Here is a 26,305-nt window from a genome sequence, read left to right on the forward strand (position 1 = left end):
ACAATAACGTTTAGAAAAAACTTAAACTTTAAATGCTCCTACTAGATTTCGCAGGCTGTCAGCTTGTTGAGCAAGCTCAGTGGCAGCCGCGTTGATTTCCTGCATGGAAGCGGAGCCCTGCGTGGCAGCGGCTGCGGATGTTACGGTGTTAGCCGCGGACTGCTCAGCATAGGCATTGACGTGAATGAAGTCGCTCGCTACGGCATTGCTAAAGTCAAGTGTAGATGCAATTTTATCCACCATGGCTGCAATTATCGTTGTTGTTTCTTGTGTATGCGATAAAATGTTGGCCAAAGATTGATTGGTTTCATTGGTTACTTCTACGCCTCGAATGACCGTAGTGACTCCTTCATGGTTTTGAGCAATAATAGATGTAACTTCATCTTGGATAGATGTCACGATAGCAGTTACTTCCTTGGCAGCACTTTGGGATTGCTCAGCTAGTTTTCGAACTTCATCCGCTACCACGGCAAAGCCTCGACCATGCTCGCCAGCTCGAGCCGCTTCAATCGCTGCATTTAAAGCTAGTAGATTTGTTTGCTCGGAAATGGCTGTAATGGTACCAATGATTGATGTAATGTCGGCAGATTTACGACCTAAAGCCTCGACCGTGGATGTTGTGGAAGCCATAGTTTCTTCGATTGATTGCATAACAAGCGAAGATTGCTCCACAGAAAGGCTTCCTTCATCGGCTGCTTGCTGCATGGCTATAGAGGCACGATGTACGGCACTGGCTTGTTCGTTCAATTGATGCATAGAGTGCTCTAAATCACTCATTTTTTGTTGTGCACTATTCATACTAGAAATGGTATTATCACTATCGCTTGCAATATCTGCAGTCGCATCCGCAATATCTTGAATGGTACGAGCATTTTCATCTGCTAGCGACATGAGCTCCTGACTACTGCTTGATACATGATCAGCCAGTTCACTTACACGTCGAATTAAATTGGAAATGGATTCAATCAACGTATTTGTGGAAGCAGCAATAATGGAAAATTCATCATGATTTCGCACTTTCACACGCCTCGTCAAATCGCCTCCTGCCTGAGCAATATCAAGGATGGAGTCATTAATCGCTTGTGTATTACGTTTCAAAGATTTAAAGAGCATAAAACCAAACATAACAATGGCTAAAAACCCTATAATAGATACGATAAAGAATGTAGTGATCGAAAGGTTTACTTGTTGATTAAGCTTGTCTAATTTAGCTTTATTCGATTCATCCATTACAATATTTATGGATTCAATATTATTATCAATATGGGTTTTCATTGTTTCCCCAGTAGCCCCCATCATAAGCTTACGGGCCTGCTCAAGACCAAGTTCATCACGCATAGTCATCACTTTTTTTGAATAATCCAAGTAATTTCTATAATACTGGTCAATAGCCTGTATATGACCAAGCTCAACTTCCCGATCCTGAAATTGTTCATTTAAAGCCGTTAATTTTTTATTAATAGTATCAATTTTCAAATGATATGAAGTAGAATAAATGCCATTACCTGTAATTAAGTAACTTTGTTCCAAATTCGTCAGCCTTGCAATCTCATACGCAAGTTGATTTACTGTTAACTGCTCTAAGACATTCTTCTTAGTGAAATCCTCCATCTCCTGCTGAAGCTTCTGTATATTGACATAAGACAATATACCCATTACACCATTAATTACAATAAGAAGTGCGAACATCATAAGCACTTTTCCTCTAATTAAATGGTAAAAACGTTGTCGTTTTACTCTATTAGGACGGGGATTGATCCCGTTTTTCTCTTGTATAGAAGCTTTCTTTCTCTTAAAAAAGCTAAAAGTGAAGAGAGTCGGGCGTTTTTTTGCTGCATCATGAATATTCTTAGTCTTTTTCATCGCATCACCTTCCTAATTTTTAGTAATCGATTTCCATTTTATCTTATTTTACTAGATATTTCTATTATTTTTTCTAAAAATTTAAATTTTTCTGATAGCTATAGCTGTGACAAAAGTCAGGATTGTCCAAGAAAATAGTGCTAAAACCTTGGATAGGTAATATATCTTAGTAGTGGAAATTATGACGAATAACGGTTTTTCTGATACACTATCGAAAAGTAAATGCAAGAAAAGGGGAAATTGTGTGATGAAAAAAAGTTTTTATTTATATGTCCTAACATTTCGGGGAGGCGACTGGTCAGACCCTAAGGTACGGTTTGCAGAGGAAATGTTTCATGAGCATAATTTTCCAAAGCAAAGCACAGACTTTAACGAACTATCCAACTACATTGAATCCTTTGCTACAGAAAATTTAACAATTGAAGCTTTTGATCATTTGTGGGAATTATATGAGGGACAGGCATAATTGTACGAAAACTATAAATAATTTTTTAGTTGCTAGACGTCTAGCATTGCGTAAATGACAGAAACACAGTATTATTTATAGTGATAACTGACAGAAAAGAGGGATTGCAGTATGAGTGTTCATATTAATGCAAAAAAAGGTGAAATCGCTGACACAATTTTACTTCCAGGAGATCCACTTCGTGCAAAATACATCGCGGAAACATTTTTAGAGGATGTAACTTGCTACAACGAGGTACGTAATATGTTTGGTTATACGGGTACGTATAAAGGCAAACGTATTTCAGTACAAGGAACTGGTATGGGTGTGCCATCTATTTCAATCTATGCGACAGAATTAATGCAAGAATATGATGTTCAAAAATTAATCCGTGTAGGTACTTGTGGTGCAATTCAAAAAGATGTGAAAGTGCGTGACGTGATTTTAGCACAAGCAGCAACATCTGATACACGTATGAACCAAATCATTTGGGGTGGAGCTATCGACTTCGCACCAATCGCAGACTTTGACCTATTATTGAAAGCGTATAACGCAGGGAAAGATGCTGGACTTAACTTACAAGTAGGGAATATCTTCACAGCAGATTTATTCTACTCAGATGAGCATCAAAATGAAAAATTAGCACAATACGGTGTACTAGCTGTAGAAATGGAATCAGCAGCTCTTTACACATTAGCCGCTAAATTTGGCCGTAAAGCACTTTCTGTTCTAACAGTAAGTGACCACATCATTACAGGTGAAGTAACAACTTCAGAAGAACGTCAAACAACATTCAACGACATGATGGTTGTCGCATTAGAGGCAGCTATTCAAGACTAGTTGATATAACAGCGTTTTCAACATGTATGAAATACCTTAATAAAAGCAACCGACCAAAAAACGACCATTTTTGTAAAATGGAGTTAAAGTAGTCGGTTGCTTTTTCTTTATCTTTCATAGTTAAGTGACTATAGGTATTAACTCCACTCTTCCTCTTTATCTTGTGCTACAATTTTTAATTCATTAACATTCTTTAATCTCATCTGATATATATTTTATCTTCTCAAGTCTCTCAACTACGTAAACGTATTTTAGTTGAGTAGCTGTTGTGAATACACTCGGTAGGTCTTCATCTATACCATTGAATTTTTCGTATGCTAATGCAAGATTGTTATAGTCTTGTTGTACTTCGTTTGCTTTTCCTTCTGTTTTAGTAATTAAAGGATCGAAATCGCCATTCATTACTATTTGAATATATTCTTTTTCGTCTGCTGAAATTTCACGACTATAGGCTCCTACTATTTACACTCCTGTTTTTCTTCACCACATGCAGCTAAACAGGAGTGTAAAAGATGGGTGAAGGTTGTTCTTTGCGGGTTGAGACTAATCAATTGGATGGAATTTTTTTATGTTGCTATTTCAAAATTTATGCTGGATGATAACAGGAATATAGAGGATGAGGTTAAGTTCGGAACGGGGATTAAGTATGGAAGAAATGAAAGAATTTCATCAAGTGCTGGGTGAGGCGATTGACCATCAAAAAGAAAGAGTCGCGTTGCCATAAGTAAAAATGAAAGGGCTAAAAAATAACTAAAGGTATAAAGAGTGCACTTCTTTATACCTTTAGTCCACAATAAGAGCCTGTTAATAAGGCTCACACGTTTTTAAGCATAGATTTATAAAATTAAAGAATTTGCGTTAATTCTGAATTTACAAATCGTTGGGCATCGATAATTACACCTGAAGCTGTTCGACCGTACACACTGTATAATCCTCCAGTTTGATTAGGAACAATTTCAACCTCATATTGAGCAGAACCACTCACACTTGGAGTTACAAATGTAGAAGCGTTGGCATTAGCAGCAAAAGGAGTTGTTGATAATAACTGTCTCGTGCCGTTTAGTCTGAAAACCCTTACTACTCCTGTTAATAAACCTCCAGTAAGATTAAGAACTTTGATACGAACGCTAGAGGCATTAGCTGGTAGATTTCCTGTATTTTCAATTGGACCAGTAGTTAAAGGCATGTAATTTTCACCTCCTTTTAACTTAAGATTAATAATCTGCAGATTACATTTTCATAATATGCATTACGCTTCTACATTCTATAGACTTATTAATCAAGTTTCTTTAAAAACAAAGGTAAAGTGTGAATTGTTTAGTAGAAAATGTATTATTAGTGAATCTATAAACATAGGTGAATCCATATAAAAAGACAAAATACCCTAGTAGTTGCAAAATATAATATGGAGAGATCAAAAGAAAACGGACATATTGAGGAATAAACAAAATAGAGCGATTAAAATACATCGCTCTATAAGCCTATTATGTATGTATGCTTTAAAGAAATTACTGGCTTCTTTCGAGTTCGTCGATACGTTTTTCTAATTTTTTGATTTTAGAATCAGCTGAAATAGCAAAGACAAATGACAAACAAGCAAAAGAAAAAGCCATAAGTGCAAAAGAGTCCATTTAAATACCTCCTATTATAAAGAAAAAGTGTTGTAATTAATTTACGGATGCAAATGGAAAAGGTTTCAAATTTACGATTGAAAAAGAGAAAGCTTCAGCGTCTTCACACGCTACAGCTCGAATTGAGATACAAAGGTTACCACCATCAAAAAAATGCGAGCAGAAATGGTTATAGGGGCAAAAACAGCACAGTACGGAATCGGGGTTACTTGACTAAAGGCAACTGGTGGCATAAGCAAACCACTTATGATGCGATGAATAAGATAGTGGTGAAATGGTAAATATCTTTTTGAAATACAGAAGCAATCCTACAAGTTCTGGGGCAATTAAAAAGAGACCACCTTTTTACTGGCAGTCTCCTTTAAAAGCAGTCGACTTTCGGTGACCAAAAGCGACCAACCTCTTATATTTAGTTAACGTAATAAAAAGGTAAACAATTTTAGTTGTATTTTAAAGGTAGAATGTTGTTAAATCAACATTCATGAAGTATCCTGTTCTTTAAAAAAGTACAAGTAATTCAACGACATGATGGTTGTCGCATTAGAGCCAGCTATTCAAGACTAATATCGTAATTTGTGAAGCAACCGACAAATGTTAGTCGGTTGTTTTTCTTTTTTTTCTTAGTGAAAATCCAAGGGCCACCTGGCTGTAAAGGACCCTTGGGTGATTGACAAAAGAAGTTATAGTTATCTCTTATCACTAATGATTAGCAATCTTCTTTTTGCATGAATGTTGCGCCAACAATGATGAGTAGAATGAATAGAATCACGATTAAGACAAATGTTGAACTATTACCTTTGCCATGGTCCATGCAGTAGCCCATGTTATACTCATTACCATAACCGCTGTAACAGCAATTGTAATTACCTACACTACCATAATATCCTGCATTTCCTACGTTTCCGTAATATCCCATGAAAACCTCTCCTTTCTTCAATTTATAGTATGTAATTTGTCATTGAAGGGAGTGGGGTATTCGTCTAATGTCAGCTAAAAAAGAGTCACGGATAGAATAAGGTCTATCCTGGATACATAAATAAACGCCAATGTACTCCAATTTGAGGTACTATAAAATTAGCAAAAGAAAAGGAGAAATAAAAAATGTTTACCTTTCATAAAAATGATAGGACATTCGTGGAAATCGAAAAGGATATTATGAACTCAAATCAGGCATATAATTTAATCGCCTATGATCAAAAGGTTCTTGGGAATGAGGATATTCTAGCTATACATGAAGAAACAGAAGAATTACAGGTTGAAAGATACTTGGTAAAAAAAGGGGATGACTTTCTAGCTATTTTGGATTATGGCATGTTAAGCCCTCGTCATCAAAAACCTTGGATCAGTCTATTGGCGGTCCATAAAAAATATCAAGGTTTAGGATATGCCAAAAAAATATACATGATGTACGAGGAATTAATGAGAAGTCAACGAGCAAACTGTATTCATATCGCAGTACATTCTACTAATAAAGGCGCTGTCAACTTCTGGACTTCGCTTGGTTTTATACAGTTTGACGAGAGAATTTACGAAGATAAAGTTATCCTAAGCTTTGAGAAGATTTTAATTTAAGCATTCTAACTTTACTCCTGTTTATTTTTAAAGAAGTAAAATATAAACAGGAGTGGTATATATTAAAATTTTTTGAATACACCGACGAGAAGTATAACCAGCCCAATGAGAAATAAAAAGGGGAACAAGATGACCATGAGTCCTACTGCTGCAAAACCGTCGCCTTCTTTTATGCCATACAAAATAGAAACCACCCAGGCAAACAGTGGTGCTATGACTACCATTAAAGTGATTCCCCAAATAATGAATGTTGTTTTCTTCGATTTACCCAGACATATAATGAAAACAATAGATACGATTAACACCAAAGCAATAACAACTACGCCAATCGCCAATTTCAACCCTCCCAATCTGTAGTTAAAGGCTGCTAATTCATTTGGGTGCTTTTATGCATCCCATAATAGTTCTATTACTTTATTGACATCATCCCATTCATAAACTAGCTCCTCTACTACTTTGCCCCCAATATTGATGTCTAGGCTTGTTAAAAGCTTTGCGCCAAAATGTTCGTAGAAATATTTTGATGTATTGTCAGCCAACACCTCTACATATATTTTGGAATAGTTTTTCTGCTGAAAGAAAAGAAATAGTTCTTTCAATAAAAGCCTACCTAGACCTTTCCCTTGATAGGCTTCTAGGAGATAGAGTGTTTCTAAATAAATGGAATTGGGAATAGGTGCTGTTTCCCTCTGACTCGCAGAAGAAAAGCCAATAATATCTCCGTCGTCATTTTCAGCTACAAGTATAAATTTAGTAAGATCTTCGAGATGACGTTCCCATAAAAGTGTTCGTTGTGTATAAGATAATTTTTCTAAAAATTCATCTGGAATTATATCTTTATAGGTTGTTCTCCAACTATCGACATGTACTGTCCCAATACCTGTAGCATCTTCGACGATTGCCTTTCTAATTTTCATTATGAACCCTCCCATAATCTATCTTTTAAGTAATATAACATACCATTATTTGGATGGATAATATAAAATAGGAGATACGTATCGTGCAAATTAGTGCAGAAACCTACAAACACCGCAATCATTCGTTATTTCTTGGTACAAGAATAAGAAACACTTACATATCACTTATGAAATAGGAGGTTTACCATGAGTAGCAGCTATCAGGTAAGAGACAGCTATTTTATGATTGTTGATCCACTTTCAGTGATTATGATCGGCATGACTTTTTTATTTCTACTAATGTTTGTTTTAGTGTTGTGGAAAAAAAGAAACAACGTATAACATGCCTCGACTATATCCTTATTAAGGGAGTAGGGATAATTCATCCATCCCAACGCTTTTATGAAATAAAACAAGGTCTATCTGTATAACCATAATAGAAAGGTAGAGTGCATTGGAAATTATTCAATCTTATCCTATTCAACCCGCAGTGAAAGTATTATTATCCTATGCCACATCCAAAGCAAAGGTGGATCAGGCATATGATTTGTATGTACATTCCCTGGCATGGAAATTATATGGCTATTACATGGATCAAGAACTTGTTGGCTGTATAGGAATTGAAATAGGTGATGCACATCCGTGTGTCATTAAACATATAGCCGTATCGCCAGCGCATCGTGGGAAAGGAATTGGGCGTAGGATGGTTCAGTCTATTCACCATCATCATTCATTTTCTTCCATTTATGCCGAAACGGATAGAGATGCTGTGATTTTTTATAAAAAGATAGGATTTCACATGACAAGTTTAGGAGAAAAATACCCAGGTGTGGAGCGGTTTGCCTGCCTATTAACGGGTCCTACATTTTAGCATACAGCTTTCAATTAAATACATCATAAATTATCCATCTACATAGGGAAGAAAGGAGCGGCATCTATTAAAAATTTTCGGAGTGTTAGTAATTGGTCCCTTTACCTTATCCTTAAGAGAGAACAATGTGAAACGTCATCGTTATGGGGAAATTTATGGTGCGGTAGTGAACAGTTATTTAAAAAAATTTAATTAAATTAGGAGAAAATGGATGAATACAAATTTAGATAACATCATACTGGACATTCAACAGAAGATTAATTTTTCAGGTACCGTGCTTGTAGAGAATCCAAAGCAGGGTATCGTAGTCAACCAAAGTTTTGGGTATGCAAATCGTTCTGAGGAAATCAAAAATCATGCAAAAACTCGTTTTGGTATTGCCTCTGGCTGTAAGATTTTTACTGCAATAGCTATTTGTCAGCTAATAGAACAAGAAGAACTTTCTTTTGACACTAAACTATGTGAATGTCTCAATCAGTCATTTCCACATTTTGATAAGGAAATAACGATTAATCATTTACTGACGCATACATCAGGGATATCAGATTATTTTGATGAGGAGGAAATGGATGATTTTGAAGAGTTGTGGATTGAAAATCCAATGTATCAGCTTCGAACATTGAGTGATTTTTTACCTTTATTCCAAAATCGTCCTATGAAATATCAAGTAGGTGCTAGATTTCACTACAATAATGCAGGTTATATTTTATTAGGATTAATTGTTGAGCATATATCAGGTATGGTCTTTTCAGATTACATTCAACAATTTATTTTTGATCGTGTAAAGATGACGGAATCTGGCTATTTCTCATTGGACGCTCTACCTTCTAACACGGCCTTAGGCTATATCGACAATGCAGATGGTACATGGAAAACAAATATCTACTCATTACCTGTCAAAGGTGGTTCTGATGGGGGAGCATTTGTCACAGTAGGTGATATGGCGAAGTTATGGGATGCTCTGATGAACTTTGAACTACTAAATGAAGCTTTAACGAAGCAACTTCTATTAGCACATGTAGAAATGAGTGAAAGTAGTGGTTATGGACATGGCATCTGGATTAAGAAAAATAGTCATCAATCTATTTTGAAATATCATGTTATGGGGTACGATCCTGGAGTATGCTTCCACTCGGCATATTATCCAGAATCCTCTTTCAAGGTAGTGATCTGTTCCAATCAATCAAATGGAGCAATCGATATGATGAGAGGGATAGAAGAGGGGTTATTTTTAATTTAAGAACTTTGAATTGTACGTAGTCCCTAACAAATCTAAGGGGAAAACCGATTTTGTTTTTTTAGTTTTTTCTGCTTATATGTAATATAAGAGGTTTTCAAGGAAGCATAACTACCAATAGCTGCATAGCCATAAAACCAGCCCATAAACAAGCCAGCTAACAGGTGGTGGCGATGGCTGATGAAGACGGAAATAAGTAAGCCGATAACTAAAGCGATGAAGGGAACCCAAAAAGGTTTAATATGGCATAGCTTTTTCATCAACTGTGTTAGCATCATCACCACTGGAACAGCGATGACGGCATCCCAAAAGTTCGTATGTATTAGTGGGAAATGTTCCATTTATTTTTCACCTCGATTAGAACTATTTACAACTATTATTTGCTGTGAAAATTATTTTATACTCAAAAATTAAGAGCATTTTCTAGGAGGTAACAAATGAAATTTGTCCTTATATTTGGTCCTCAAGCTGTTGGGAAAATGACAGTTGGGCAGGAATTAGCCAAAATAACTAATTTAAAGCTATTTCATAATCATATGACAATTGATTTAGTTAGTCATTTCTTTGACTACGGTACGAAAGAGGGGAAGAGATTAGTCAATTTATTTCGACAGGAGATTTTCAAAGAAGTTTCAGCTAGTCATTTATATGGATTAATTTTCACATTTGTTTGGGCGTTCGATGTTCAAGACGATTGGGATTATGTAAAGGGGGTTACTGAGCTTTTTGAATCCAAAGGGGGCAAGGTATACTATGTAGAGCTTGAGGCTGCTTTAGAAGAAAGACTGCATCGCAATAAAGGCTCGAATAGACTGAAGCATAAGCCTTCAAAAAGGGACCTTATTTGGTCTGAAAATGACTTGTTAACCTCAATAGAGAAAAACAGATTGAACTCTTTAGAGGACGAAATCCAATTCCCAAACTATATAAAGATAAACAGCACAAATTTAAGTGCGGAAGATGTAGCAAAAATAGTCCAAGAGCAATTTCACTTATAAAAAAAAACGCTTGGCTCCCAAGCGTTTTTTATTCAGGAGAACCCTGTCTTTTAACTTTAATGATTTCTGAAAACGTTTTGCGTCCTGGATTTATTTGCTGAACATCAATAGATATTTTACGAATAGAGTTCTCTTGTAAAGGGATTTTTCCTTCTTTTTCTATTTTTCTCCATGCTTTGACGTTATCTCGATAGAGTACCTCTGATAATCGAAAAATATCTACATCTAATTTTAATCCCTCCGTATAGGTTTCTCTGATTTCCTTTTTCACTTCCTGAATAATTTGCTTTTTCAATTCCTTTTCGCTGACTTTCCCTTTAAAGCCTTGGACGGTTGCATGAAGTTTTAATTCCACATCAAAATAAACATCCTCTTTATTTACAATAGGTATTTTTTCTACTTGTAATTTATTAATACTAACGGTCAACTCCTCGTTACCGTCAGTTCTTAATTTAAAGGTGATTTCACCTCGGTTTGTGTAATTATGCATCCATTGATTACCTCTAGCAGCCTCGTCCTTCAAAAAACCTTTTACGCCGTCTTTCGACAAAATACCGACACCTGAAAAATACGTTTCTTCTACCTTTTCATCGACCGTTTGCCAATCTTTTTTGATGGAGACATAAGGTACAGTCACTTCGTGGTTTGGCTCATTTAACCCAATAACGATTTCTCGTAAATTTTTTGGTTCAATAAACGTTTCTTGTTCTGTTGGGTTGATTGGGTTACTTAGTTTTGAAGAAGACAGTGAATTTTTTAATATTGGTGAGACAAGGAGGACATCGTTCACTGATTCCTTTGTACAATACATCCAAATTTGATATCTTGTATCTCGAAAGCGAATAAACGTATCAATAACTGGGATAAACCGCTCATTTTCCATGGCTCTCTCTGAGAAGATAATATATCTCATATGCCCCCAAAAAATTTGCTGGTCAGACGATCGGTACAATTTGTAGATAGCTTCTTCTATGGTTTTTCCCTTGGCATGACCAATTTCAGCAGGTTCAGTATTTGACCTGGGTTGAATGGATTTAGCGACATCTGCAAAATTAATAATTTGTAAATAGACCTCATATTCATCATTAACGTAATCAACACCGACTGCATTGATATAGTACATTCTTTGTGGCTCTGTAATATCCCAGCAACCTGCGAGCAGGGTTGTAAGAAAAATCATCACTATAAATTTGAAGGTTGTTTTCATGGTTTCTCCACTCTCAAGTAGCTATTTTATAATAATAGCTTGGACAAAAGGTGGTGTTTTTATAAAAAAAAGTAGGGTAATTCAATATGTTTTAATTGTCTATTAAACCTTGGGGTAAAATAAATCGAAGAAGATGAAAAAAATATTTTTTTATTTGTAACTTTTTTAAACGATATACGCCTAATTCATTAGTAGAATACAAAAAACTAAAGCAAGGTAGTAAAATTCACTTTTCACAAGATGACCAGGGCTCACTGACGAGCACCTGGTCATTTTGTGTTTATAGAAAAAAGGACATGAGCTCTTTTCATGTCCTCAATCCTTTAATCGTTAAGCATTGCTTTTAATGTTCGTTTTTGCCAGCCTAGCTTGAAGTAGGTATATTGCATAATGAAATGTACACAGAAGGTAATTGGGTAGGCGAGCCATACACCATTTAAGTCTAATGAAGTGTGGTGGGATAATAGGAACGCTAACGGTACCTGAACTACCCAAATAGTAATAACTAAGAAAATTGTAGGCCATAAAACGACGCCTGTTGCACGCATCGTAGCTGAAACCGTTTGTGTATGACCGAAAATTAAATAACTCCAAAAGGCGATATATAAATAATTTTTGGCAATGAGTACAGTATCATGTGAATCGATAAAAAAGGCCAAAATTGGCTCAGCAAATAGATACATGATAAGTATAATCGCACCACCTAAAAGATAGTTAATACGAACACCCATTTGGCGAATTTTTTTAATCATTTCTGTAGAATTCGCTCCTAATGCTTGAGCGACAAATACAGATGTGGCAATAGCAATACTCATCGCAGGTACCTGTGCATAACTAGCCACCTGATTCACAACACCATAAGCTGCAGTTGCATTGGAGCCATAAACGTTAACAAAGCCTATGACAGCTATTTCTGCCACAGATATAGCAACCATACTAATACTAGATGGAATCGCTAGCTTTAATAATGAAGCTAAAATATCTTTCTTTAATTTAAAATGCTGTAAAATAGATTTGTCTAAACGGAGTAAATGCTTGGTTTTATGCAAATATGCCAGTAACAGAATCATTGTTACTAGGTTTGATAACACAGACGCATAAGCAGCGCCATTTAAGCCAAATGCAGGCAGGCCAAACCAACCGAACAGTAATGGAGGAAGGAAGGCGATATTTAACACAACACTGATTACTAAAAATAGGAATGGTGTTTTCGAATCACCAACTCCACGCATAAAGGTTGTATACACCATATACCAGAACATAATTGGTAACGTGAAGAATAAAATTTGGGCATAGCTAATACTCATATCTAATATATTAGCCGGTGTTTGCATAAAACGTAAAATCCATTCAATAAAAAAGCCACCAAAGATTGCCACAACAATGGATAAAATCGTTGTGAAGGCGAGCGTTACACCAACAACCTCCTTCATCCTAGCATGATTACCAGCCCCGAAGGTTTGCCCCACTAAGATGGAGCTACCTGATCCAATACCAATGGCAAATGCCATTAAAAAGAAGAAAAATGGAAAAAAGGCTGAAATCGCTGCTAATGCATCGACACCCAAATTACGCCCCACTAAAAACATGGCAAAAACCTGCCCAACGGATTGTAGGACATTTGCCAACATAACCGGAATTAAAAAATTTAAAAAGGCCTTCCGAAGCTTTTGATCGTCTTGTAACATTTGTGCATTCATCATTATGTTCCTCTTGAGTTTTAATAACCCATTTCTTTTAAGATTCGTGACAATGTGCGTAGTCGTTCACCGATTAGCTCACCATCATTATTTAACGCTTGCTGAAAGAGCTGAATATCTTCATGGATTTGCTCATTTTCTGTACAAACCTCCACAGTCATGGCATCGCCCTGTAAGCCTACACGCTTAATCACGGGGTTTTCTTCATCATATAAATGCTCATAGCGATAGGCCTCTTTAAAATGAAGTTGCGCCTCACAGACTAAAATAGCAAGGTCAAGCACACGATGTAGGGGAAGCTCTTCTGATTGACGCGACCATTTGCCACCTGTATGACGCCAAACCTTTGCTGAAATATCCACCTTGCCTCTGTCATTCCACTGAGCTAAGCCGAGAGAAAGCCCTTGAGCATCAGTTTGATAGGCGGTACGTCCATCGATATTGGCATAGTTTTCGGCAACAATTACGGGTTTATGTTTTAAATGTGTGGGGATGTTCATGAAAAAAACTCCTTATCATTTGGATTTAGTAATTTACTAAATTACTGCTTTAGTAAATTTAGCATTTGCGACTTCATAAGTCAATCTTTAGTGGAAATAAACTTTATTGCATTGGCTAGCGACAAATTGACGGTGATGAAGCTAATTGTGATTCTACGTTTTCCCTTCTTTTTTGAATCATATGGAGATGGACGATTTATGCTGCTAGGCATTAGTAAATAGAATGATAACGAAGTATTTATAAAGGGAAGGAGTATGTACAAGTGTAGGTGTAGGGAAATACATATTTTAAAAAGTATGCTGAATGTTCTGGACTATGTCTTGTAGATTATAGCAAACTTCAATTTCGTCGGTCTTCTTCACTTGTGTTCGAGGGAAGCATTTAGATGATAATCAAAAAGTTCTTAATAGAATGTTTAGATAAGCTGTAACTTTTTCAGGATGAAAACAACTACTGTAATAGTAGGATACAAAACTAAAGCAAAGTAGTAAGCTTCACTTTTTCACAAAAGGACCAGGCTTCCCAACATAGTGGGTATCCTGGTCCTTTTATGTTGAGAGAAAATTGCCTGTAATTTGGTGCAATTTCATGGTAGTATGGAATAAAAATTTAGGAATTTCTTACAAAAATATAGATGGGACTATTTTTTACTAAAAAGGGGGGAATGAGATTGGAAGTAGTATACTTTGCAGGTGGTTGCTTATGGGGAGTTCAAGCTTTTATAAAAACGTTACCAGGCGTTGTGTTTACAGAGGCAGGAAGAGCCAACGGAACAAGTTTTACACTTGAGAGTGATTACGATGGGTATGCCGAATGTGTAAAAACAGGATTTGATCCGTCCGTTGTATCCATCAGGGAATTAATGGGGTATTTTTTTGAAATGATTGATCCTTACAGTTTGAATAAACAAGGACAGGATGTAGGCGAGAAATACAGAACTGGCGTTTATAGTGAAAATCCGGAACACTTACTTGAGGCACAGGCGTTTCTTTGTAAGAGAAATGATTATGATTTGATTGTTGTTGAAGTATTACCTCTGACAAATTATGTAAGAAGCGCAGAGGAACATCAAGATAGGTTAGCGAGATGTCCAAACGATTATTGTCATATTCCAGTAGAACTATTAAATAAGTATCAGTAAGAGAGATTATTATTTTAGGAGGAAATAATTGACAAACACTTATGTGAATTGGGGAGAATCCATCGTTAAATTAACTTGGGAAAAAAATAACTTATTGCCCCCACATCATCTAATAACAAGTGTTCACGGCTTTTGTTTTCAAGGGGATCAATTAGTATTGGTGGATGTAAATCATCGAGGATGGGATTTTCCAGGAGGACATATTGAACCGGGTGAAAGCCCAGAGGATTGCTTAAAACGGGAAGCACTGGAAGAGGGCTATGTGGAAGGGGAATGTAAGTTGATAGGGCATATTATCGTTGACCATAGTGAAAATCCATTATGGACAAAAAATAGTCCCTACCCTAAAATTGGCTATCAACTATTCTACAAAATGACGATAACAAATCTGCTCCCATTTGGGGGAGAATTTGAATCTGCTCAACGTATGTTTGTAAATCCGAATGATATTGCTTTTTATTATCACAAATGGAATATTCTTTATAAGGAAATATTGGATTGTGCACTACAGCAAAGACCTTCAAAACAGTAAGGTTTTTTCATTTTCAGCAGAGTTAATGGTAGACCATACACGGCTCTTCTAAATGTTTAAAATGAAACAGACGTGCCCAGTTGGAGATGAACATATACAGTGTTTTCATAAAAATGAAACCTTTACCAATAATTTTCGTAAATTGAAAAGAGAGGGGGTTTTTTAATGAACCGAAAGTATTTTATTATGATGGTTATTGCATTTATGATAGAATTCGTCCTAACTTATTGGATTGCCTCCGTATTTTCTGTCAGATTTATTGAGGTCATGTTTTTCACAGGGGCTGCCTTTACATTAGGAACGCTCTACTTTACAAGTAGTGGAGGAGCTATGTCAAGGTTTTTTGCAGCACAATCTGGAGCCATAACAGGCATCATCCAGGAGCGAGATCGATTTCAGTTTAAAGCAGGTCCTGTATTTATAGCATCACTACTATTCGTACTGATAGGTTTGGTATTCTTTATCTTACTTGTTACAGGCATCATACCACCGCAGAAGATATAGTATTTATGGGAAATCAAGATAGTCTCTAGACTGTCTTGTTTTTTTTAGGGCAAAATGGGTTGTTCAGATTCTGTATAAGTTGAGTTGGTAAAATAGGTGGTTATTGAATCACTCTACCATTTTAGATTTAGGAGGTGTTATGGTCATTCACTATGAAACATAGAATTATGGCTATCATTATATTATTTATAGTGTTGTTAACAGGTTCTCGTATGTTGTGGCTCCATTCATTTACGCAGCCAGATCAACCATCTGCAATAAAGGGGCAAATCGATGTCCGTGATTTTGATTTTCAACATGATGCATTAACACTTGATGGCGAATGGTCCTTCCATCCATCACAGTGGTTGATGGATCATCAATCCTCCAACCACTCATACATACAAGTCCCAGATGGTTGGGACAACGTTTTTCGGAAAGGAGAGCAAAGCCCATTTGGATACGGCTCTTATCAACTAAAAATACTGGTTAATACAGAAGAGGCAAGAACCTTTAGTTTAAGAGTTCCAAGTATTCGCAGTGCTGCAGAAATATATGTAAACGATCGCTTAATTGCGAAATCAGGAGAGCTAGGTGAAAATCGAGCGCAAACAATGGCTAAAAATATACCCTTTACAGCATCATTTGAGATAAATGGTGAAAGTGAAATCGAACTGGTCATTCAAGTAGCCAACTTTCAAGATCCTTGTAATGGGGGAATTGTACGCTCTATAAAATTTGGACAAGAAGATGTGATCAATCGGGAGACACAATTGTCCATCACGATGCAGCTATTCGTGGCAGTGGTCTTGGTCCTGCATGCCATTTACTCTGTTATCCTCTATTTAGTTGGAAATAAAGATAAACGCCTACTATTCTTTTCGATCTTAACCGTAAATATCATGTTTTATTATTTATTAGGAAGTGATGATAAACTTCTTTCATTTTGGTTTCCCATCAATTATGATTGGGGATTTATATTAGTCCATCTTTCTATGGTAGGCATTGGCTACTCGTTATTGCAGTGTATAGAGCACTGGCTACCGCCACATTTACAGCACTATAAACGGATGTACACTTTTTTCTGCTTGGTGGCAATCCTATTAGCCTTTACTTTACCCATACGTTATCTTGTTTCCATACAAGCTTTTTATATGGTTATTTTAGGGGCTCCCATAGTGATTACTTTGATTTTGATGACCGGAAAATCCATCAAAGATATTCGCAGTAATGTCTTTATTTTATTAGGCCTAGTGGCTTTTGTGAATAGTATCCTTTGGGATGTCATGCTGCTGATTACAGGAATTAAAGTCATTTCTTATCCATTTGATTTGATGGTGACAATTGCCTGTTTAGCGACATTGTGGTTTAAAGATTACGCAAAGGTACATGCCGATACGAAGAAGCTTGCTCATAAATTGCAAGAGACTGATAAAATTAAGGATGAATTTTTGGCAAGTACCTCTCACGAATTACGGAATCCACTTCATAGCATCATCAATATGTCCAAAGCGGTACTTGATCGTGAAGCCAATCGGTTAACTGCAAAAAGTGTGACTGATTTAGAAACTGTCCTGTCCGTAGGTAATCGGATGTCTTTGTTGTTAAATGATTTGCTGGATGTCGTAAGTTTGAAAGACAATACACAACAATTACAACTAAGTAGGGTTTCCATCCATTCCATTGCTGTGGGTGTTTTTGATATGCTGCGCTTTATGATTGAGGGGAAGCCTGTTCAGTTTGTCCTGAAAATACCTGAAGATTTTCAAAGAGTGCTAGCTGATGAAAATCGTGTGATTCAAATTGTCTTTAATTTAGTGCATAATGCTGTGAAATTTACGAATGAAGGGTCGATTACAATCTCGAGTTATACACGCAATGGAATGGCGAACATCGTCATTACGGATACAGGCATTGGTGTGGACGATGAAACCATGCGTCGAATATTTGAACGATATGAGCAAGGGACGATCAGTAAAACTATGGTAGAAGGAGGGTTTGGGCTAGGACTAAACATTTGTAAGCGGCTCATTGAATTGCATGGCGGTACATTGAAAGCCCAATCTATTGTTGGACAAGGCTCGACCTTTACATTTACATTGCCCTTAGCGGTTGAATCGAATGTCCAAGAGCCACTTGAAAAGGGACGACAAAGTGTTAGCAAGATTCCAGAGCGCATAACACCTTTACAAACTGACTTGGAACATGAACAGAGTACGGAGTTTAATCATCCGCGTATATTGGTAGTGGATGATGAGCCTATTAATTTGCGGGTCGTTGAGACCATTTTAGCGAATGAACCGTATGACATTGTTACGGTGACAAGTGGTATAGAAGCGCTAGTATGTATTCAGTCACACGAGTGGGATTTAGTTATTTCAGATGTGATGATGCCTAAAATGTCAGGGTACGAATTAGTTCGTCTTATTCGGAAGCAATTCTCCATCACCGATTTACCTGTATTATTACTGACAGCGCGTAGTCAACCCCAGGATCTTGAAAATGGTTTTTTAGCAGGTGCAAATGATTATGTGACCAAGCCTGTCGATGCCCTAGAGCTACGATCACGAGTAGCGGCTTTAATAAAGGTGAAGCGATCTATACAGGAGCGTCATCGTATGGAGGCTGCTTGGCTGCAGGCACAAATTGAGCCTCATTTTCTTTTTAATACGTTAAATGCCATTTTAACGTTGAGTGAAATGGATAGTGAGCGAACAAGTAGATTAGTAGAGGCACTCAGTGATTTTTTAAGAGAATCCTATAATTTTCAAAATGTTGAAGCACTTGTGCCGTTAGAAAATGAACTTACGTTAATTCAAGCTTATCTCTATATTCAGCAGGAGCGCTTCGGCGATCGTATTCAGGTTAAATGGGATTTAGAGGCATCTACAGATGTGCTTATTCCATCATTAACGATTCAACCCTTAGTTGAAAATGCCTTACAGCACGGTATTTTAAAACGTACAGAAGGGGGAACGATCCATATTCGGATTTATGAAAGTGAATCACAACTTGAAATTACGGTTTCGGACAATGGTGTTGGCATAGATGAACAACGATTGTCCCAGTTGCTTCAGACAAAACAACAGCCATCCGGAAGCATTGGCTTAATGAATACCCATCTTCGTCTTCAACAGCATTACGGGCAAGGATTGCACATTACGAGTAAGCTTCATGAAGGAACGGCTGTTTCTTTTGTGGTTCTTGTAAAGAAGCCTGTAAAACAAAATGCATGACACTTCAGTGTGCCATGCATTTTTTCTTTATATAATCGCCTGCGGAACTTTTGCTTTAAACTGAGTGAATAAATAGCATCCCACAATGACGATAAGTCCACCAATTCCCTGAAGCCAAGACATATTTTCTCCAATAAATAAATAGGCGAGAAGGGCGGTGAAAATTGGATTGAAGTTTAAAAAAATCCCCGATGTTGTCGCGCCTAGCTTCTGTACACCGATATTCCAAAATACCATACAAACAACGGTTGAGATAATACCCGTATATAGCATGGAAAGAATGAAAGATGTATTGACATTTGTGAAGGTGAAATCTGTGCTCGTAAATGGTAGGAGCATCAGCACACCAAATATTCCTGCATAAAAGGTAGCCATTAATGGTGAGGTTGTTTGCATAGCCCATTTACTACAGACGGAATACAGTCCCCAAACACACACGGCTGCCAACATCCATAAATCACCTGTATTGAACTGGAAATCCAGCAATAGCTGCCAATCTCCTTTTGAAAGAACGAGAACTACTCCGAACAAGGATAAAATCATTGCCGATAACTGCCACTTTGTTATTTTTTCTTTAAGCAAGACAAACGAAAACAGGGCAATGGATATTGTATTCATAGTAGAGATAAGCCCAGCATTAGTAGATGTCGTACGCTCCAATGCTAAAAATTGAAAGATATTAAAGAAAGCAACCCCAGTAACCCCCATCAACATTAACGGAACAATGGCTTGTTTTGGAGGAACTAATTTTTTTTCTTTCCACCAAACTAAAGGGACAAGGACAATGACAGCAATTAACCATCTGACCGTTGTCAATGTCAAAGGTGATGCATGTGCAACAAGCGTCTTGGCAACAACAAAATTTCCACCCCACAGTAAACTTGTGATAAGCATTAGACCTATATACAATTTAACCAAAGCTCGTAACACCCTCTTTTACCTTTATGTATACTAAGAATCATAGCATCAATTGTGAATTGACTGTATAATATTTTGTGAAAGTGATTTTATTTGAAATAAACTAAAGTTATTGTGATTTTATAAAAATAATCTTCGGAAAAATAGCTTCGTAAATACATAACGAAAAATAATCGAAAGGGGACACAGCTATGGAGGATAGCAAAACGAAAGGTCTAGACAGTATGGATCTTCAAATTTTAGATATTTTGCAGAGAGAGGTTCATATTAGTAATGCCGAATTGGCTAGACGTGTAAACTTATCGCCACCAGCGACACATACAAGAGTCAAACGATTGGAAAACGAAGGATACATCGATCAGCAAGTTGCTATTTTAAATCAGGAAAAACTAGGATTTGATTTACTGTGCTATGTTTTTATGAGTACGGATATCCATCAAGCGAAGGAAATAGAAGAATTGGAAACGAGCTTAAAAACGATGACAGAAATATTGGAATGTCATTGTTTAACAGGTGCCTATGATTACTTATTAAAAATCGTCATTCGAGATCGACAAGAATTGAATCGATTTATTCGGAAATTAAATAAGTTAGGGATCTCTAGAATTCAAACAAATTTATCGTTACGGGAAATCAAATATTCCACGGTGTTACCCTTATAAAAATACAGCAAGTGTGAGTGTTCTACTCATGCTTGCTGTGTTCCTCTTCATGAGAGCTTTTACTCACATGGATTTACAAATACCTGTTTCGTTTTGAATGTCCATGGTGCAATTGTGGAAATTATTTCCTGGTTGGGAGGACAACGAATAAGCGTTAACATTGCTGGTTTAAACCCAGCAAACCAAGCACTATACCAGAAATTGAATAGTCGCATCGCATTACGACAAATATGTAGATAATGATAACAACACAAGACGACATTTTATTTGGCTTAGCGGTTTGGCGTATTTCAGCTGATGTTGTGAATATCTAAAGCGTGAATAATGAGCAGTTGTACAATTTTGCAAAATTGCCCTAGTGAATAAGCATTGCAACAGATATCCATTTGGTAGCTTTTCTTTAATGTGATAGTGCACGACTAACGCCATGTGCTTTAATGGTGATTATAAGACTTAGCTGTCCTCGACAGGTTTTCTAAAAAACGTGTCGGCGACAGCTTTTTTTGTGTGTTTTTGCAAATGATAGACGCTAAAAAATTTAAAAAGAGGGCAAAAAAAGTTGTCTATACTCGTTTTATGAAATGGGACAAAGATGCTATATTTAAAGCACTTGCGAACTCGACTAGGAGGCTTATCATAGATGAACTATGTGAACGAAATGAAATGACCTTGTATGAGCTCACGGTTCATCTACTTTTGAAGTATGAGCTTTCCATAACGAGACAAGCAATTGCTAAACATCTTGTTGTTTTGGAGGGGACCGGGCTTGTCACTTTCATGAGGAAGGGCAACTACCGAATTGTTATGTTTTACAATGAGCCACTTATTGAAAGAGTGGGTAGAATAATTTTACGAACATGAACAGGTGGAGGCAAGCAAGTTGCGTTAACTAGCAGAGGAGGCTATTCAAATGAACATTATTGTGAACAGTATTTTTGTAACAGACCAAGCAAAGGCATTGTCATTTTATACAGAAAAGCTTGGATTTGTAAAAAAGGAAGACGAACCATTAGGAAAACATAGATGGCTGACGCTTGTATCGCCAAATGATTTAGAAGGAACTGAGCTTTTACTGGAGCCGGATGAACATCCTGCCGCAAAGGATTACCAAAAGAGAATATTTGCTGAGGGTATTCCTGCCACGATGTTTGGTGTAGCAGATATTCACGAAGAATACAAGCAATTATTAGAAAAAGGCGTAGAATTTACGATGGTGCCAACAAAAGTGGGAGCGGTCACAATAGCGGTCTTAGATGATACTTGTGGCAATCTTATTCAGATTATCCAAAAATAATTCATATTGAAAGCGTGTTTAGAGTCTAGTCCAAACACGCTTTTTTTATTTATTTGTGTATTGCTAAACCTCGGTCAACATTTAACAAGTCGAGGTTTTCTTTTGGTTGTGCATTCACGGTCTGTTCTTTAGCTTCAGCTTCTTCGCTTGGCGGCGCTTCCTCTGATGAACAGGCTGATAAAGCAAATAATAAAAATAATACCAAACTAAATGACAGTAATTTCTGCATGAGGCAAACCTCCATCCATAAATCGTTGATATGAATATTTTGCACATTTTCATACAGAATATGTTTAGTTTACTGTTATTTTTTAAGCAACGGTGTTGCTAATAATTTTGTTGAATCCGTTGTTAGTGGCCGCATTAATAAGCTTTTGAATAGACTCCTTGTTAATATCTGAGAATATATACCAACTATCATTACTAACATCATGGAGAAGAACAGTAGGATAACCTTCTAATAATTCATCCGGGAATGCCTGATTTAATGAGTACATATCGAACTGCTGAACACTTTTATTGTCAGCGTTTAAAAAATCATATTGTCCAAGCTTATAATAAGATCCAGGTACGTCCAGATTTAATTGCCAAGAATAGTCTTTAGGAGCTTCTACTTTAGCTCCTTTTTGCTGAAAAATCTTGAACATAGCGTGATGATAGCTATTGCCCTTCATTTCTTGAATAATGCCACCCATCGTCATGTGATATTCATAGTGAAGGGCCTTGATTTTTTGATTGTTTAATAATAATGGCTTAGTGGCAATAGTGACAGTACTTTGTTTGTAATCAACTTGACTGCCGAATGTTTCCGCAATAAAGCGAAGCGGTACATAAGTACGATTGTTTTTAAGATATGGTGTTGCATCCAAGTGCTCGGCCTTACCATTTTTCATGACGGTCTGACTGTTTAATGTTAACAAAACAGTTGATTGGTTCATGGTAAGAGTAATTTGTGAATCCTTCCATTGAACCTGTGCACCTAGATTTTCACTAATTACTCGCAAAGGTACCATGGTACGATTGTTTTTGACCTCAGGTGCTGCATCTGTTTTCACAACAACTTCGTCAATCATAAGCTGAGGTGTTGCTGCGTCAGCAGGGGAAGCTGTCCATAATACAGAGGTTAATAATAAGCCTGTAAAGATTTTTTTCATGGAAATTATCCTCCTTTATTTTTACGACCTTATTTTACCATAAAATTCAATTACGATTGTGATAGTTTACTATTTATTAATTTTTAACAGTGTATAAACCGGTTTTGAAATCGAATACTAATCGTGAAAGGAGGTTTTTTTGTGAAGTTTTTAACTTGGGGCATAGTAGGTGCAGCATTGTTCGCTGCTATGAAAGGTTACGGGAAATCAAGTCAAGGACAGAAGGATAGCTACCAACAAACGACAACACCTGTTCAATTAGTAGCTAATGCGAATCCTTTGACAGCTAATACACCGAAACAGTAAGAGGCGTCACGGCTTATAGATTATGTTGATCTATAAGCTTGTTATATTTTACATAAAAATCCTATAGTTGCTTGATAAAGATAGATAGAATATTGGTTGATGTCAATCACCCTTAAGTGGCAAAAGGATTTTAAGAAGCTTCCTGCTGAAACTCCTTTAGAATCCGATGAATCGTTAAGACAGCCTGTATATGCATGCCCTCATGGAAAATAGTCCGCCATAACACTTGTTCAATGGTTTGCATGCCCATCTCAATAGGGGAAAATTCTTCCATCAGTCGATGACCATATTGTTCCTTTAGCTGTTCTGGCTGCTGTGCCAATAATATTTTTAATGCCTCAAAAGATGGCGTATTTTCATCAAAATCATCAGGTGAGGTGCCGAACCCAAACCAGTGAACGAAAGAATTTAATTCCTCTTGTTTTTCTTTCGTTAGAGCCTCTATCCATAAATATTGATCAAGATATAAATGGCCCATATTCCAGCGGATATTATTGCGGAAGCCAGTTGGAATGATATGGGCCTTTTCCTCTGTTACATCATCTAGTACTTGTAGTAGCTCGCTCCGGTAATGCTGTAGTTGTTGAAATAAATTTTCTTGTCGCTGATTCATTGTAAAACCTCCTTGAAGTATGTATTAGCTATTTTCACCTAATTTCCTGCAAAAAAAAAGAAGAACTCTGATGAGGGTTCTTCTAGTCACATTTATTTACTTTGTGTTTGCAAAGCTAGTCTTACACCGAGACCGATATAGACAAAGCCAACTGTTTTTTCAAGCCAACGGGAGCTGCCACTTGCTTTTGTAAAGATTTTTTCACCGATAAAGCTTGTCACAACAGCTAGTAAAATAGTATACAACGCGCTCATTACTACGAAAGTAATGCCAAGTGTCAGCAGCTGGACTGTAATAGATGTCTCATTATGCTGGATAAATTGTGGTAAAAAGGCAAGGAAAAATAAGGCCGTCTTTGGATTTAGTATTTCTGCTAAAAAGCCTTGGCGGAATGATGTACTCGCAGGGCTTTGTTCCACAGTAGGTTGTTCAATTTTCTTCGGTTTCGTAACAAGCATCTGTATCCCTAAATATACAAGATAAGCTACACCAACATATTTCACCACTTCAAAGGCTGTGGCAGATTGCATTAAAATAGCTGATAGACCTAAAACGGCTGCTAACGTATGGACTAAGTCACCGAGGCCGATACCTAAGGCTGTGTAAATGCCGTTTTTCTTACCACTTTTTAGCGTTTGTGTAATGGTGATAATAACTGCAGGTCCTGGAATTAAAAATAATAAAAGAACTATTGCGATAAAAGATAACATGCTTACCATCCTATTCTAATAAACTAATCATTCTAGGGTGAATGCATGACATATTATATTCTAGTGACTATAGACCTGTCGATAAAGAAATATTGAAAAAGGAATGAAAAAATATTCAGAAAATATTTGAACGAGGTGGTTTATTCAGATTGAATGGAATTTTTATGCATGTAACGATATTATTAGTACCAACTAATAATATTTAATGATAGAATTAGGTCATTAAAAAATGGGAGGTATCTTCATGTTAACTAGTCAACAAATTCAAGAAATTTTGCCACATCGCTATCCATTCCTTTTAGTAGATCGCATTGTGGAATTAGAGGAAGGGAAACGTGCGGTTGGTCTTAAAAATGTGACCATCAATGAGGAGTTTTTTAATGGACATTTTCCTCAGTATCCTGTAATGCCAGGTGTGCTCATTGTGGAGGCATTAGCCCAAGTTAGCGCTGTAATCATGCTGACGAAGGATGGCAATGAGGGAAGACTAGGATTACTGGCAGGAATAGATGAATGTCGCTTTAAAAAACAAGTGAAACCTGGAGATCAATTACGACTTGAAGTTGAAATTACACGCATAAAAGGCTCAATCGGTAAAGGGAAGGGACTCGCGACAGTTGATGGAGAAATGGTTTGTGAAATGGAGCTTGTGTTCGCGTTTGGTAATTAATGTACGCAATGAAGGGACAATTTTGCCATGTACAGCGCTTATAGCTTAAGCTTCTTTGTGAAAATGGTCATTAGATGCCTCTAAGCGCACTACACCACTAACTTTCTTTCATATAGTAAATGGACAAACAGCAAACATTTATGAGAGAAAGAGGGGTTTGGGTCGCTGTTTTTGAACGAAAAGAAGGGTTGTTAAGGGCTGAGGATGCATTGGATAATGATTTTTGTGATCGATTTGTACAAAAAATGCATAAACAGATTCACCATAAAAAACCCCATCGAGCTATCTATCAGTGCTATTTTGTTTTTTTTCATCAACAATATACAAAGCTAGAGCTAAGGCTATATAATCCGTATTTTATGGCAGCAGGCGTATCAAATTTTGCGTTTAAAGACAATTTCTATAACATTGAGCGGGGTCATTTTGCCCATTTTTATGTTGATTGCTTCCGTTTTAAATGGCTTGTCCAAATGTAGTATTTGCGATATTTTACAACTTTTAAAAATGAAGATGAGCATTATTCAGAGCATCATTGAACATTTCCATTTTTAGCCTCTTAAAACGCCAGAACATCGTGACTCGAATAAATGGTCCAATGGTTTATCAAAAAGCTGTTTAACGCTTCACCATAGTCTACATAAGACCAAGTCTAATAGGTCAAAGCGAAGGCTATCAAAATGCCTATAGTCGAAATCTTATTATGATGGACGAGCTTAATTTAGAAGATTTTGGTGTTGTTGGAAAACCTATCTTCACAGCCATTATCTCTCAGTTATGGTAAAATGCATTTTTATTATTTATTGAAACGTAAGCATTTTTTTGCGA

At 36.7% G+C, this 26,305-nt stretch carries 32 protein-coding genes; 17 read left to right on the forward strand and 15 right to left on the reverse strand.

Going from position 1 to position 26,305, the window contains the following annotated elements; translation table 11 throughout:
* Positions 1 to 21: 21 nt before the first annotated feature.
* Positions 22 to 1,863, reverse strand: a complete 1,842-nt coding sequence (locus ACE1MS_RS10535) for a methyl-accepting chemotaxis protein (RefSeq protein ID WP_031418148.1) — start codon at positions 1,861 to 1,863, stop codon at positions 22 to 24.
* Positions 1,864 to 2,110: 247 nt separating this feature from the next.
* Between ACE1MS_RS10535 and ACE1MS_RS10540 the strand changes: the two genes are divergently transcribed.
* Together ACE1MS_RS10540 and deoD are read left to right on the forward strand one after the other, a co-directional pair.
* Positions 2,111 to 2,329 carry a YozE family protein gene (locus tag ACE1MS_RS10540; protein WP_447402946.1) on the forward strand — a complete coding sequence of 73 codons (219 nt, stop codon included), beginning with the start codon at positions 2,111 to 2,113 and terminating at the stop codon, positions 2,327 to 2,329.
* 111 nt (positions 2,330 to 2,440) lie between these two features.
* The gene (gene deoD, locus ACE1MS_RS10545; protein WP_031418150.1) at positions 2,441 to 3,148 is read left to right on the forward strand and encodes a purine-nucleoside phosphorylase; all 708 of its coding nucleotides are present in this window, start codon (positions 2,441 to 2,443) and stop codon (positions 3,146 to 3,148) included.
* An 844-nt stretch (positions 3,149 to 3,992) separates the two neighbouring features.
* Here deoD and ACE1MS_RS10550 read toward each other — a convergent pair.
* From ACE1MS_RS10550 to ACE1MS_RS10560, 3 genes are all read right to left on the reverse strand, one after another.
* On the reverse strand, positions 3,993 to 4,334 hold the full coding sequence (locus ACE1MS_RS10550) for a hypothetical protein (RefSeq protein WP_031418152.1): 342 nt from the start codon (positions 4,332 to 4,334) through the stop codon (positions 3,993 to 3,995).
* Positions 4,335 to 4,656: 322 nt separating this feature from the next.
* Positions 4,657 to 4,779, reverse strand: coding sequence for a hypothetical protein (locus tag ACE1MS_RS10555; RefSeq protein WP_257216131.1), 123 nt, complete (start codon positions 4,777 to 4,779; stop codon positions 4,657 to 4,659).
* A gap of 706 nt (positions 4,780 to 5,485) precedes the next feature.
* Positions 5,486 to 5,695 (reverse strand): YjcZ family sporulation protein, encoded by a 210-nt coding sequence (locus ACE1MS_RS10560; RefSeq protein ID WP_031418153.1) that lies wholly within the window; start codon positions 5,693 to 5,695, stop codon positions 5,486 to 5,488.
* A gap of 185 nt (positions 5,696 to 5,880) precedes the next feature.
* Here ACE1MS_RS10560 and ACE1MS_RS10565 point away from each other — a divergent pair, with 185 nt between their 5' ends.
* On the forward strand, positions 5,881 to 6,351 hold the full coding sequence (locus ACE1MS_RS10565; protein ID WP_281486482.1) for a GNAT family N-acetyltransferase: 471 nt from the start codon (positions 5,881 to 5,883) through the stop codon (positions 6,349 to 6,351).
* Between the two features lie 62 nt (positions 6,352 to 6,413).
* Here the strand turns inward: ACE1MS_RS10565 and ACE1MS_RS10570 are convergent, their stop codons facing one another.
* Positions 6,414 to 6,686 (reverse strand): hypothetical protein, encoded by a 273-nt coding sequence (locus ACE1MS_RS10570; RefSeq protein ID WP_036168217.1) that lies wholly within the window; start codon positions 6,684 to 6,686, stop codon positions 6,414 to 6,416.
* 51 nt (positions 6,687 to 6,737) lie between these two features.
* Complete coding sequence (locus ACE1MS_RS10575) at positions 6,738 to 7,268, reverse strand: N-acetyltransferase family protein (protein WP_447402947.1); 531 nt, start codon at positions 7,266 to 7,268, stop codon at positions 6,738 to 6,740.
* A gap of 186 nt (positions 7,269 to 7,454) precedes the next feature.
* Here ACE1MS_RS10575 and ACE1MS_RS10580 point away from each other — a divergent pair, with 186 nt between their 5' ends.
* The 3 genes from ACE1MS_RS10580 to ACE1MS_RS10590 all read left to right on the forward strand — a co-directional run bounded on the left by ACE1MS_RS10580 (position 7,455) and on the right by ACE1MS_RS10590 (position 9,358).
* Entirely contained in the window at positions 7,455 to 7,589 is a 135-nt protein-coding gene (locus ACE1MS_RS10580; protein ID WP_257216129.1) for a hypothetical protein, read from the forward strand.
* Between the two features lie 112 nt (positions 7,590 to 7,701).
* Positions 7,702 to 8,118, forward strand: a complete 417-nt coding sequence (locus ACE1MS_RS10585; protein WP_281486481.1) for a GNAT family N-acetyltransferase — start codon at positions 7,702 to 7,704, stop codon at positions 8,116 to 8,118.
* A 211-nt stretch (positions 8,119 to 8,329) separates the two neighbouring features.
* Positions 8,330 to 9,358, forward strand: a complete 1,029-nt coding sequence (locus tag ACE1MS_RS10590; RefSeq protein WP_012294371.1) for a serine hydrolase domain-containing protein — start codon at positions 8,330 to 8,332, stop codon at positions 9,356 to 9,358.
* A gap of 32 nt (positions 9,359 to 9,390) precedes the next feature.
* On the opposite strand, the gene ACE1MS_RS10595 is transcribed toward ACE1MS_RS10590, so the two are convergent.
* Positions 9,391 to 9,696, reverse strand: a complete 306-nt coding sequence (locus ACE1MS_RS10595; RefSeq protein WP_012294372.1) for a hypothetical protein — start codon at positions 9,694 to 9,696, stop codon at positions 9,391 to 9,393.
* Positions 9,697 to 9,792: 96 nt separating this feature from the next.
* On the opposite strand from ACE1MS_RS10595, the gene ACE1MS_RS10600 reads away from it, so the two are divergent.
* Positions 9,793 to 10,353, forward strand: a complete 561-nt coding sequence (locus ACE1MS_RS10600) for an AAA family ATPase (protein WP_012294373.1) — start codon at positions 9,793 to 9,795, stop codon at positions 10,351 to 10,353.
* A 28-nt stretch (positions 10,354 to 10,381) separates the two neighbouring features.
* Here the strand turns inward: ACE1MS_RS10600 and ACE1MS_RS10605 are convergent, their stop codons facing one another.
* The 3 genes from ACE1MS_RS10605 to ACE1MS_RS10615 all read right to left on the reverse strand — a co-directional run bounded on the left by ACE1MS_RS10605 (position 10,382) and on the right by ACE1MS_RS10615 (position 13,760).
* A complete protein-coding gene (locus ACE1MS_RS10605; RefSeq protein ID WP_012294374.1) occupies positions 10,382 to 11,560 on the reverse strand; it encodes a Ger(x)C family spore germination protein in 1,179 nt (392 codons plus the stop codon).
* Positions 11,561 to 11,883: 323 nt separating this feature from the next.
* Positions 11,884 to 13,263 carry an MATE family efflux transporter gene (locus ACE1MS_RS10610; RefSeq protein ID WP_012294375.1) on the reverse strand — a complete coding sequence of 460 codons (1,380 nt, stop codon included), beginning with the start codon at positions 13,261 to 13,263 and terminating at the stop codon, positions 11,884 to 11,886.
* Positions 13,264 to 13,280: 17 nt separating this feature from the next.
* On the reverse strand, positions 13,281 to 13,760 hold the full coding sequence (locus ACE1MS_RS10615; protein WP_012294376.1) for a DUF6530 family protein: 480 nt from the start codon (positions 13,758 to 13,760) through the stop codon (positions 13,281 to 13,283).
* 671 nt (positions 13,761 to 14,431) lie between these two features.
* On the opposite strand from ACE1MS_RS10615, the gene ACE1MS_RS10620 reads away from it, so the two are divergent.
* The 4 genes from ACE1MS_RS10620 (at position 14,432) to ACE1MS_RS10635 (ending at position 19,153) form a co-directional block, all read left to right on the forward strand.
* Positions 14,432 to 14,902 (forward strand): peptide-methionine (S)-S-oxide reductase, encoded by a 471-nt coding sequence (locus ACE1MS_RS10620; RefSeq protein ID WP_036161596.1) that lies wholly within the window; start codon positions 14,432 to 14,434, stop codon positions 14,900 to 14,902.
* A gap of 28 nt (positions 14,903 to 14,930) precedes the next feature.
* The gene (locus tag ACE1MS_RS10625; RefSeq protein ID WP_447402948.1) at positions 14,931 to 15,434 is read left to right on the forward strand and encodes an NUDIX hydrolase; all 504 of its coding nucleotides are present in this window, start codon (positions 14,931 to 14,933) and stop codon (positions 15,432 to 15,434) included.
* A 165-nt stretch (positions 15,435 to 15,599) separates the two neighbouring features.
* A complete protein-coding gene (locus ACE1MS_RS10630) occupies positions 15,600 to 15,938 on the forward strand; it encodes a hypothetical protein (protein ID WP_036161603.1) in 339 nt (112 codons plus the stop codon).
* Positions 15,939 to 16,090: 152 nt separating this feature from the next.
* Entirely contained in the window at positions 16,091 to 19,153 is a 3,063-nt protein-coding gene (locus ACE1MS_RS10635; protein ID WP_447402949.1) for a hybrid sensor histidine kinase/response regulator, read from the forward strand.
* A 27-nt stretch (positions 19,154 to 19,180) separates the two neighbouring features.
* Here the strand turns inward: ACE1MS_RS10635 and ACE1MS_RS10640 are convergent, their stop codons facing one another.
* Positions 19,181 to 20,047: a DMT family transporter gene (locus ACE1MS_RS10640; RefSeq protein WP_012294381.1), complete on the reverse strand. Its 867-nt coding sequence runs from the start codon at positions 20,045 to 20,047 to the stop codon at positions 19,181 to 19,183.
* Positions 20,048 to 20,262: 215 nt separating this feature from the next.
* On the opposite strand from ACE1MS_RS10640, the gene ACE1MS_RS10645 reads away from it, so the two are divergent.
* The 3 genes from ACE1MS_RS10645 (at position 20,263) to ACE1MS_RS10655 (ending at position 22,027) form a co-directional block, all read left to right on the forward strand.
* Positions 20,263 to 20,733 (forward strand): Lrp/AsnC family transcriptional regulator, encoded by a 471-nt coding sequence (locus tag ACE1MS_RS10645; protein WP_012294382.1) that lies wholly within the window; start codon positions 20,263 to 20,265, stop codon positions 20,731 to 20,733.
* A gap of 576 nt (positions 20,734 to 21,309) precedes the next feature.
* Positions 21,310 to 21,594, forward strand: coding sequence for an ArsR/SmtB family transcription factor (locus tag ACE1MS_RS10650; RefSeq protein ID WP_375142630.1), 285 nt, complete (start codon positions 21,310 to 21,312; stop codon positions 21,592 to 21,594).
* Between the two features lie 49 nt (positions 21,595 to 21,643).
* Positions 21,644 to 22,027, forward strand: coding sequence for a VOC family protein (locus ACE1MS_RS10655; protein WP_012294384.1), 384 nt, complete (start codon positions 21,644 to 21,646; stop codon positions 22,025 to 22,027).
* Between the two features lie 49 nt (positions 22,028 to 22,076).
* On the opposite strand, the gene ACE1MS_RS10660 is transcribed toward ACE1MS_RS10655, so the two are convergent.
* Both ACE1MS_RS10660 and ACE1MS_RS10665 read right to left on the reverse strand, forming a co-directional pair.
* Positions 22,077 to 22,256: a hypothetical protein gene (locus ACE1MS_RS10660; RefSeq protein WP_036161610.1), complete on the reverse strand. Its 180-nt coding sequence runs from the start codon at positions 22,254 to 22,256 to the stop codon at positions 22,077 to 22,079.
* An 82-nt stretch (positions 22,257 to 22,338) separates the two neighbouring features.
* On the reverse strand, positions 22,339 to 23,181 hold the full coding sequence (locus ACE1MS_RS10665) for a copper amine oxidase N-terminal domain-containing protein (protein WP_031418166.1): 843 nt from the start codon (positions 23,179 to 23,181) through the stop codon (positions 22,339 to 22,341).
* A gap of 141 nt (positions 23,182 to 23,322) precedes the next feature.
* Between ACE1MS_RS10665 and ACE1MS_RS10670 the strand changes: the two genes are divergently transcribed.
* Positions 23,323 to 23,487: a hypothetical protein gene (locus ACE1MS_RS10670; RefSeq protein ID WP_171821090.1), complete on the forward strand. Its 165-nt coding sequence runs from the start codon at positions 23,323 to 23,325 to the stop codon at positions 23,485 to 23,487.
* A gap of 130 nt (positions 23,488 to 23,617) precedes the next feature.
* Here the strand turns inward: ACE1MS_RS10670 and ACE1MS_RS10675 are convergent, their stop codons facing one another.
* Both ACE1MS_RS10675 and ACE1MS_RS10680 read right to left on the reverse strand, forming a co-directional pair.
* Positions 23,618 to 24,100 carry a DinB family protein gene (locus ACE1MS_RS10675; RefSeq protein ID WP_289449028.1) on the reverse strand — a complete coding sequence of 161 codons (483 nt, stop codon included), beginning with the start codon at positions 24,098 to 24,100 and terminating at the stop codon, positions 23,618 to 23,620.
* Positions 24,101 to 24,192: 92 nt separating this feature from the next.
* The gene (locus ACE1MS_RS10680; protein WP_012294389.1) at positions 24,193 to 24,810 is read right to left on the reverse strand and encodes a LysE family translocator; all 618 of its coding nucleotides are present in this window, start codon (positions 24,808 to 24,810) and stop codon (positions 24,193 to 24,195) included.
* Positions 24,811 to 25,054: 244 nt separating this feature from the next.
* Between ACE1MS_RS10680 and fabZ the strand changes: the two genes are divergently transcribed.
* Entirely contained in the window at positions 25,055 to 25,480 is a 426-nt protein-coding gene (gene fabZ / locus ACE1MS_RS10685; protein ID WP_099805159.1) for a 3-hydroxyacyl-ACP dehydratase FabZ, read from the forward strand.
* Between the two features lie 140 nt (positions 25,481 to 25,620).
* Positions 25,621 to 25,956, forward strand: a complete 336-nt coding sequence (locus ACE1MS_RS10690; RefSeq protein WP_447402950.1) for a hypothetical protein — start codon at positions 25,621 to 25,623, stop codon at positions 25,954 to 25,956.
* Positions 25,957 to 26,305: the final 349 nt, after the last annotated feature.

The sequence above is a fragment of the Lysinibacillus sp. fkY74-1 genome (assembly GCF_053165895.1).

Bases quoted from the DNA above. Each gene is read 5' to 3' on its own strand.
- ACE1MS_RS10535 (WP_031418148.1), bottom strand. From the start codon at position 1,863: ATGAAAAAGACTAAGAATATTCATGATGCAGCAAAAAAACGCCCGACT.
- ACE1MS_RS10540 (WP_447402946.1), top strand. From the start codon at position 2,111: ATGAAAAAAAGTTTTTATTTATATGTCCTAACATTTCGGGGAGGCGAC.
- deoD (WP_031418150.1), top strand. From the start codon at position 2,441: ATGAGTGTTCATATTAATGCAAAAAAAGGTGAAATCGCTGACACAATT.
- ACE1MS_RS10550 (WP_031418152.1), bottom strand. From the start codon at position 4,334: ATGCCTTTAACTACTGGTCCAATTGAAAATACAGGAAATCTACCAGCT.
- ACE1MS_RS10555 (WP_257216131.1), bottom strand. From the start codon at position 4,779: ATGGACTCTTTTGCACTTATGGCTTTTTCTTTTGCTTGTTTGTCATTT.
- ACE1MS_RS10560 (WP_031418153.1), bottom strand. From the start codon at position 5,695: ATGGGATATTACGGAAACGTAGGAAATGCAGGATATTATGGTAGTGTA.
- ACE1MS_RS10565 (WP_281486482.1), top strand. From the start codon at position 5,881: ATGTTTACCTTTCATAAAAATGATAGGACATTCGTGGAAATCGAAAAG.
- ACE1MS_RS10575 (WP_447402947.1), bottom strand. From the start codon at position 7,268: ATGAAAATTAGAAAGGCAATCGTCGAAGATGCTACAGGTATTGGGACA.
- ACE1MS_RS10580 (WP_257216129.1), top strand. From the start codon at position 7,455: ATGAGTAGCAGCTATCAGGTAAGAGACAGCTATTTTATGATTGTTGAT.
- ACE1MS_RS10590 (WP_012294371.1), top strand. From the start codon at position 8,330: ATGAATACAAATTTAGATAACATCATACTGGACATTCAACAGAAGATT.
- ACE1MS_RS10595 (WP_012294372.1), bottom strand. From the start codon at position 9,696: ATGGAACATTTCCCACTAATACATACGAACTTTTGGGATGCCGTCATC.
- ACE1MS_RS10600 (WP_012294373.1), top strand. From the start codon at position 9,793: ATGAAATTTGTCCTTATATTTGGTCCTCAAGCTGTTGGGAAAATGACA.
- ACE1MS_RS10605 (WP_012294374.1), bottom strand. From the start codon at position 11,560: ATGAAAACAACCTTCAAATTTATAGTGATGATTTTTCTTACAACCCTG.
- ACE1MS_RS10610 (WP_012294375.1), bottom strand. From the start codon at position 13,263: ATGATGAATGCACAAATGTTACAAGACGATCAAAAGCTTCGGAAGGCC.
- ACE1MS_RS10615 (WP_012294376.1), bottom strand. From the start codon at position 13,760: ATGAACATCCCCACACATTTAAAACATAAACCCGTAATTGTTGCCGAA.
- ACE1MS_RS10630 (WP_036161603.1), top strand. From the start codon at position 15,600: ATGAACCGAAAGTATTTTATTATGATGGTTATTGCATTTATGATAGAA.
- ACE1MS_RS10635 (WP_447402949.1), top strand. From the start codon at position 16,091: ATGAAACATAGAATTATGGCTATCATTATATTATTTATAGTGTTGTTA.
- ACE1MS_RS10640 (WP_012294381.1), bottom strand. From the start codon at position 20,047: ATGCTTATCACAAGTTTACTGTGGGGTGGAAATTTTGTTGTTGCCAAG.
- ACE1MS_RS10645 (WP_012294382.1), top strand. From the start codon at position 20,263: ATGGAGGATAGCAAAACGAAAGGTCTAGACAGTATGGATCTTCAAATT.
- ACE1MS_RS10650 (WP_375142630.1), top strand. From the start codon at position 21,310: ATGAAATGGGACAAAGATGCTATATTTAAAGCACTTGCGAACTCGACT.
- ACE1MS_RS10655 (WP_012294384.1), top strand. From the start codon at position 21,644: ATGAACATTATTGTGAACAGTATTTTTGTAACAGACCAAGCAAAGGCA.
- ACE1MS_RS10660 (WP_036161610.1), bottom strand. From the start codon at position 22,256: ATGCAGAAATTACTGTCATTTAGTTTGGTATTATTTTTATTATTTGCT.
- ACE1MS_RS10665 (WP_031418166.1), bottom strand. From the start codon at position 23,181: ATGAAAAAAATCTTTACAGGCTTATTATTAACCTCTGTATTATGGACA.
- ACE1MS_RS10675 (WP_289449028.1), bottom strand. From the start codon at position 24,100: ATGAATCAGCGACAAGAAAATTTATTTCAACAACTACAGCATTACCGG.
- ACE1MS_RS10680 (WP_012294389.1), bottom strand. From the start codon at position 24,810: ATGTTATCTTTTATCGCAATAGTTCTTTTATTATTTTTAATTCCAGGA.
- fabZ (WP_099805159.1), top strand. From the start codon at position 25,055: ATGTTAACTAGTCAACAAATTCAAGAAATTTTGCCACATCGCTATCCA.
- ACE1MS_RS10690 (WP_447402950.1), top strand. From the start codon at position 25,621: ATGAGAGAAAGAGGGGTTTGGGTCGCTGTTTTTGAACGAAAAGAAGGG.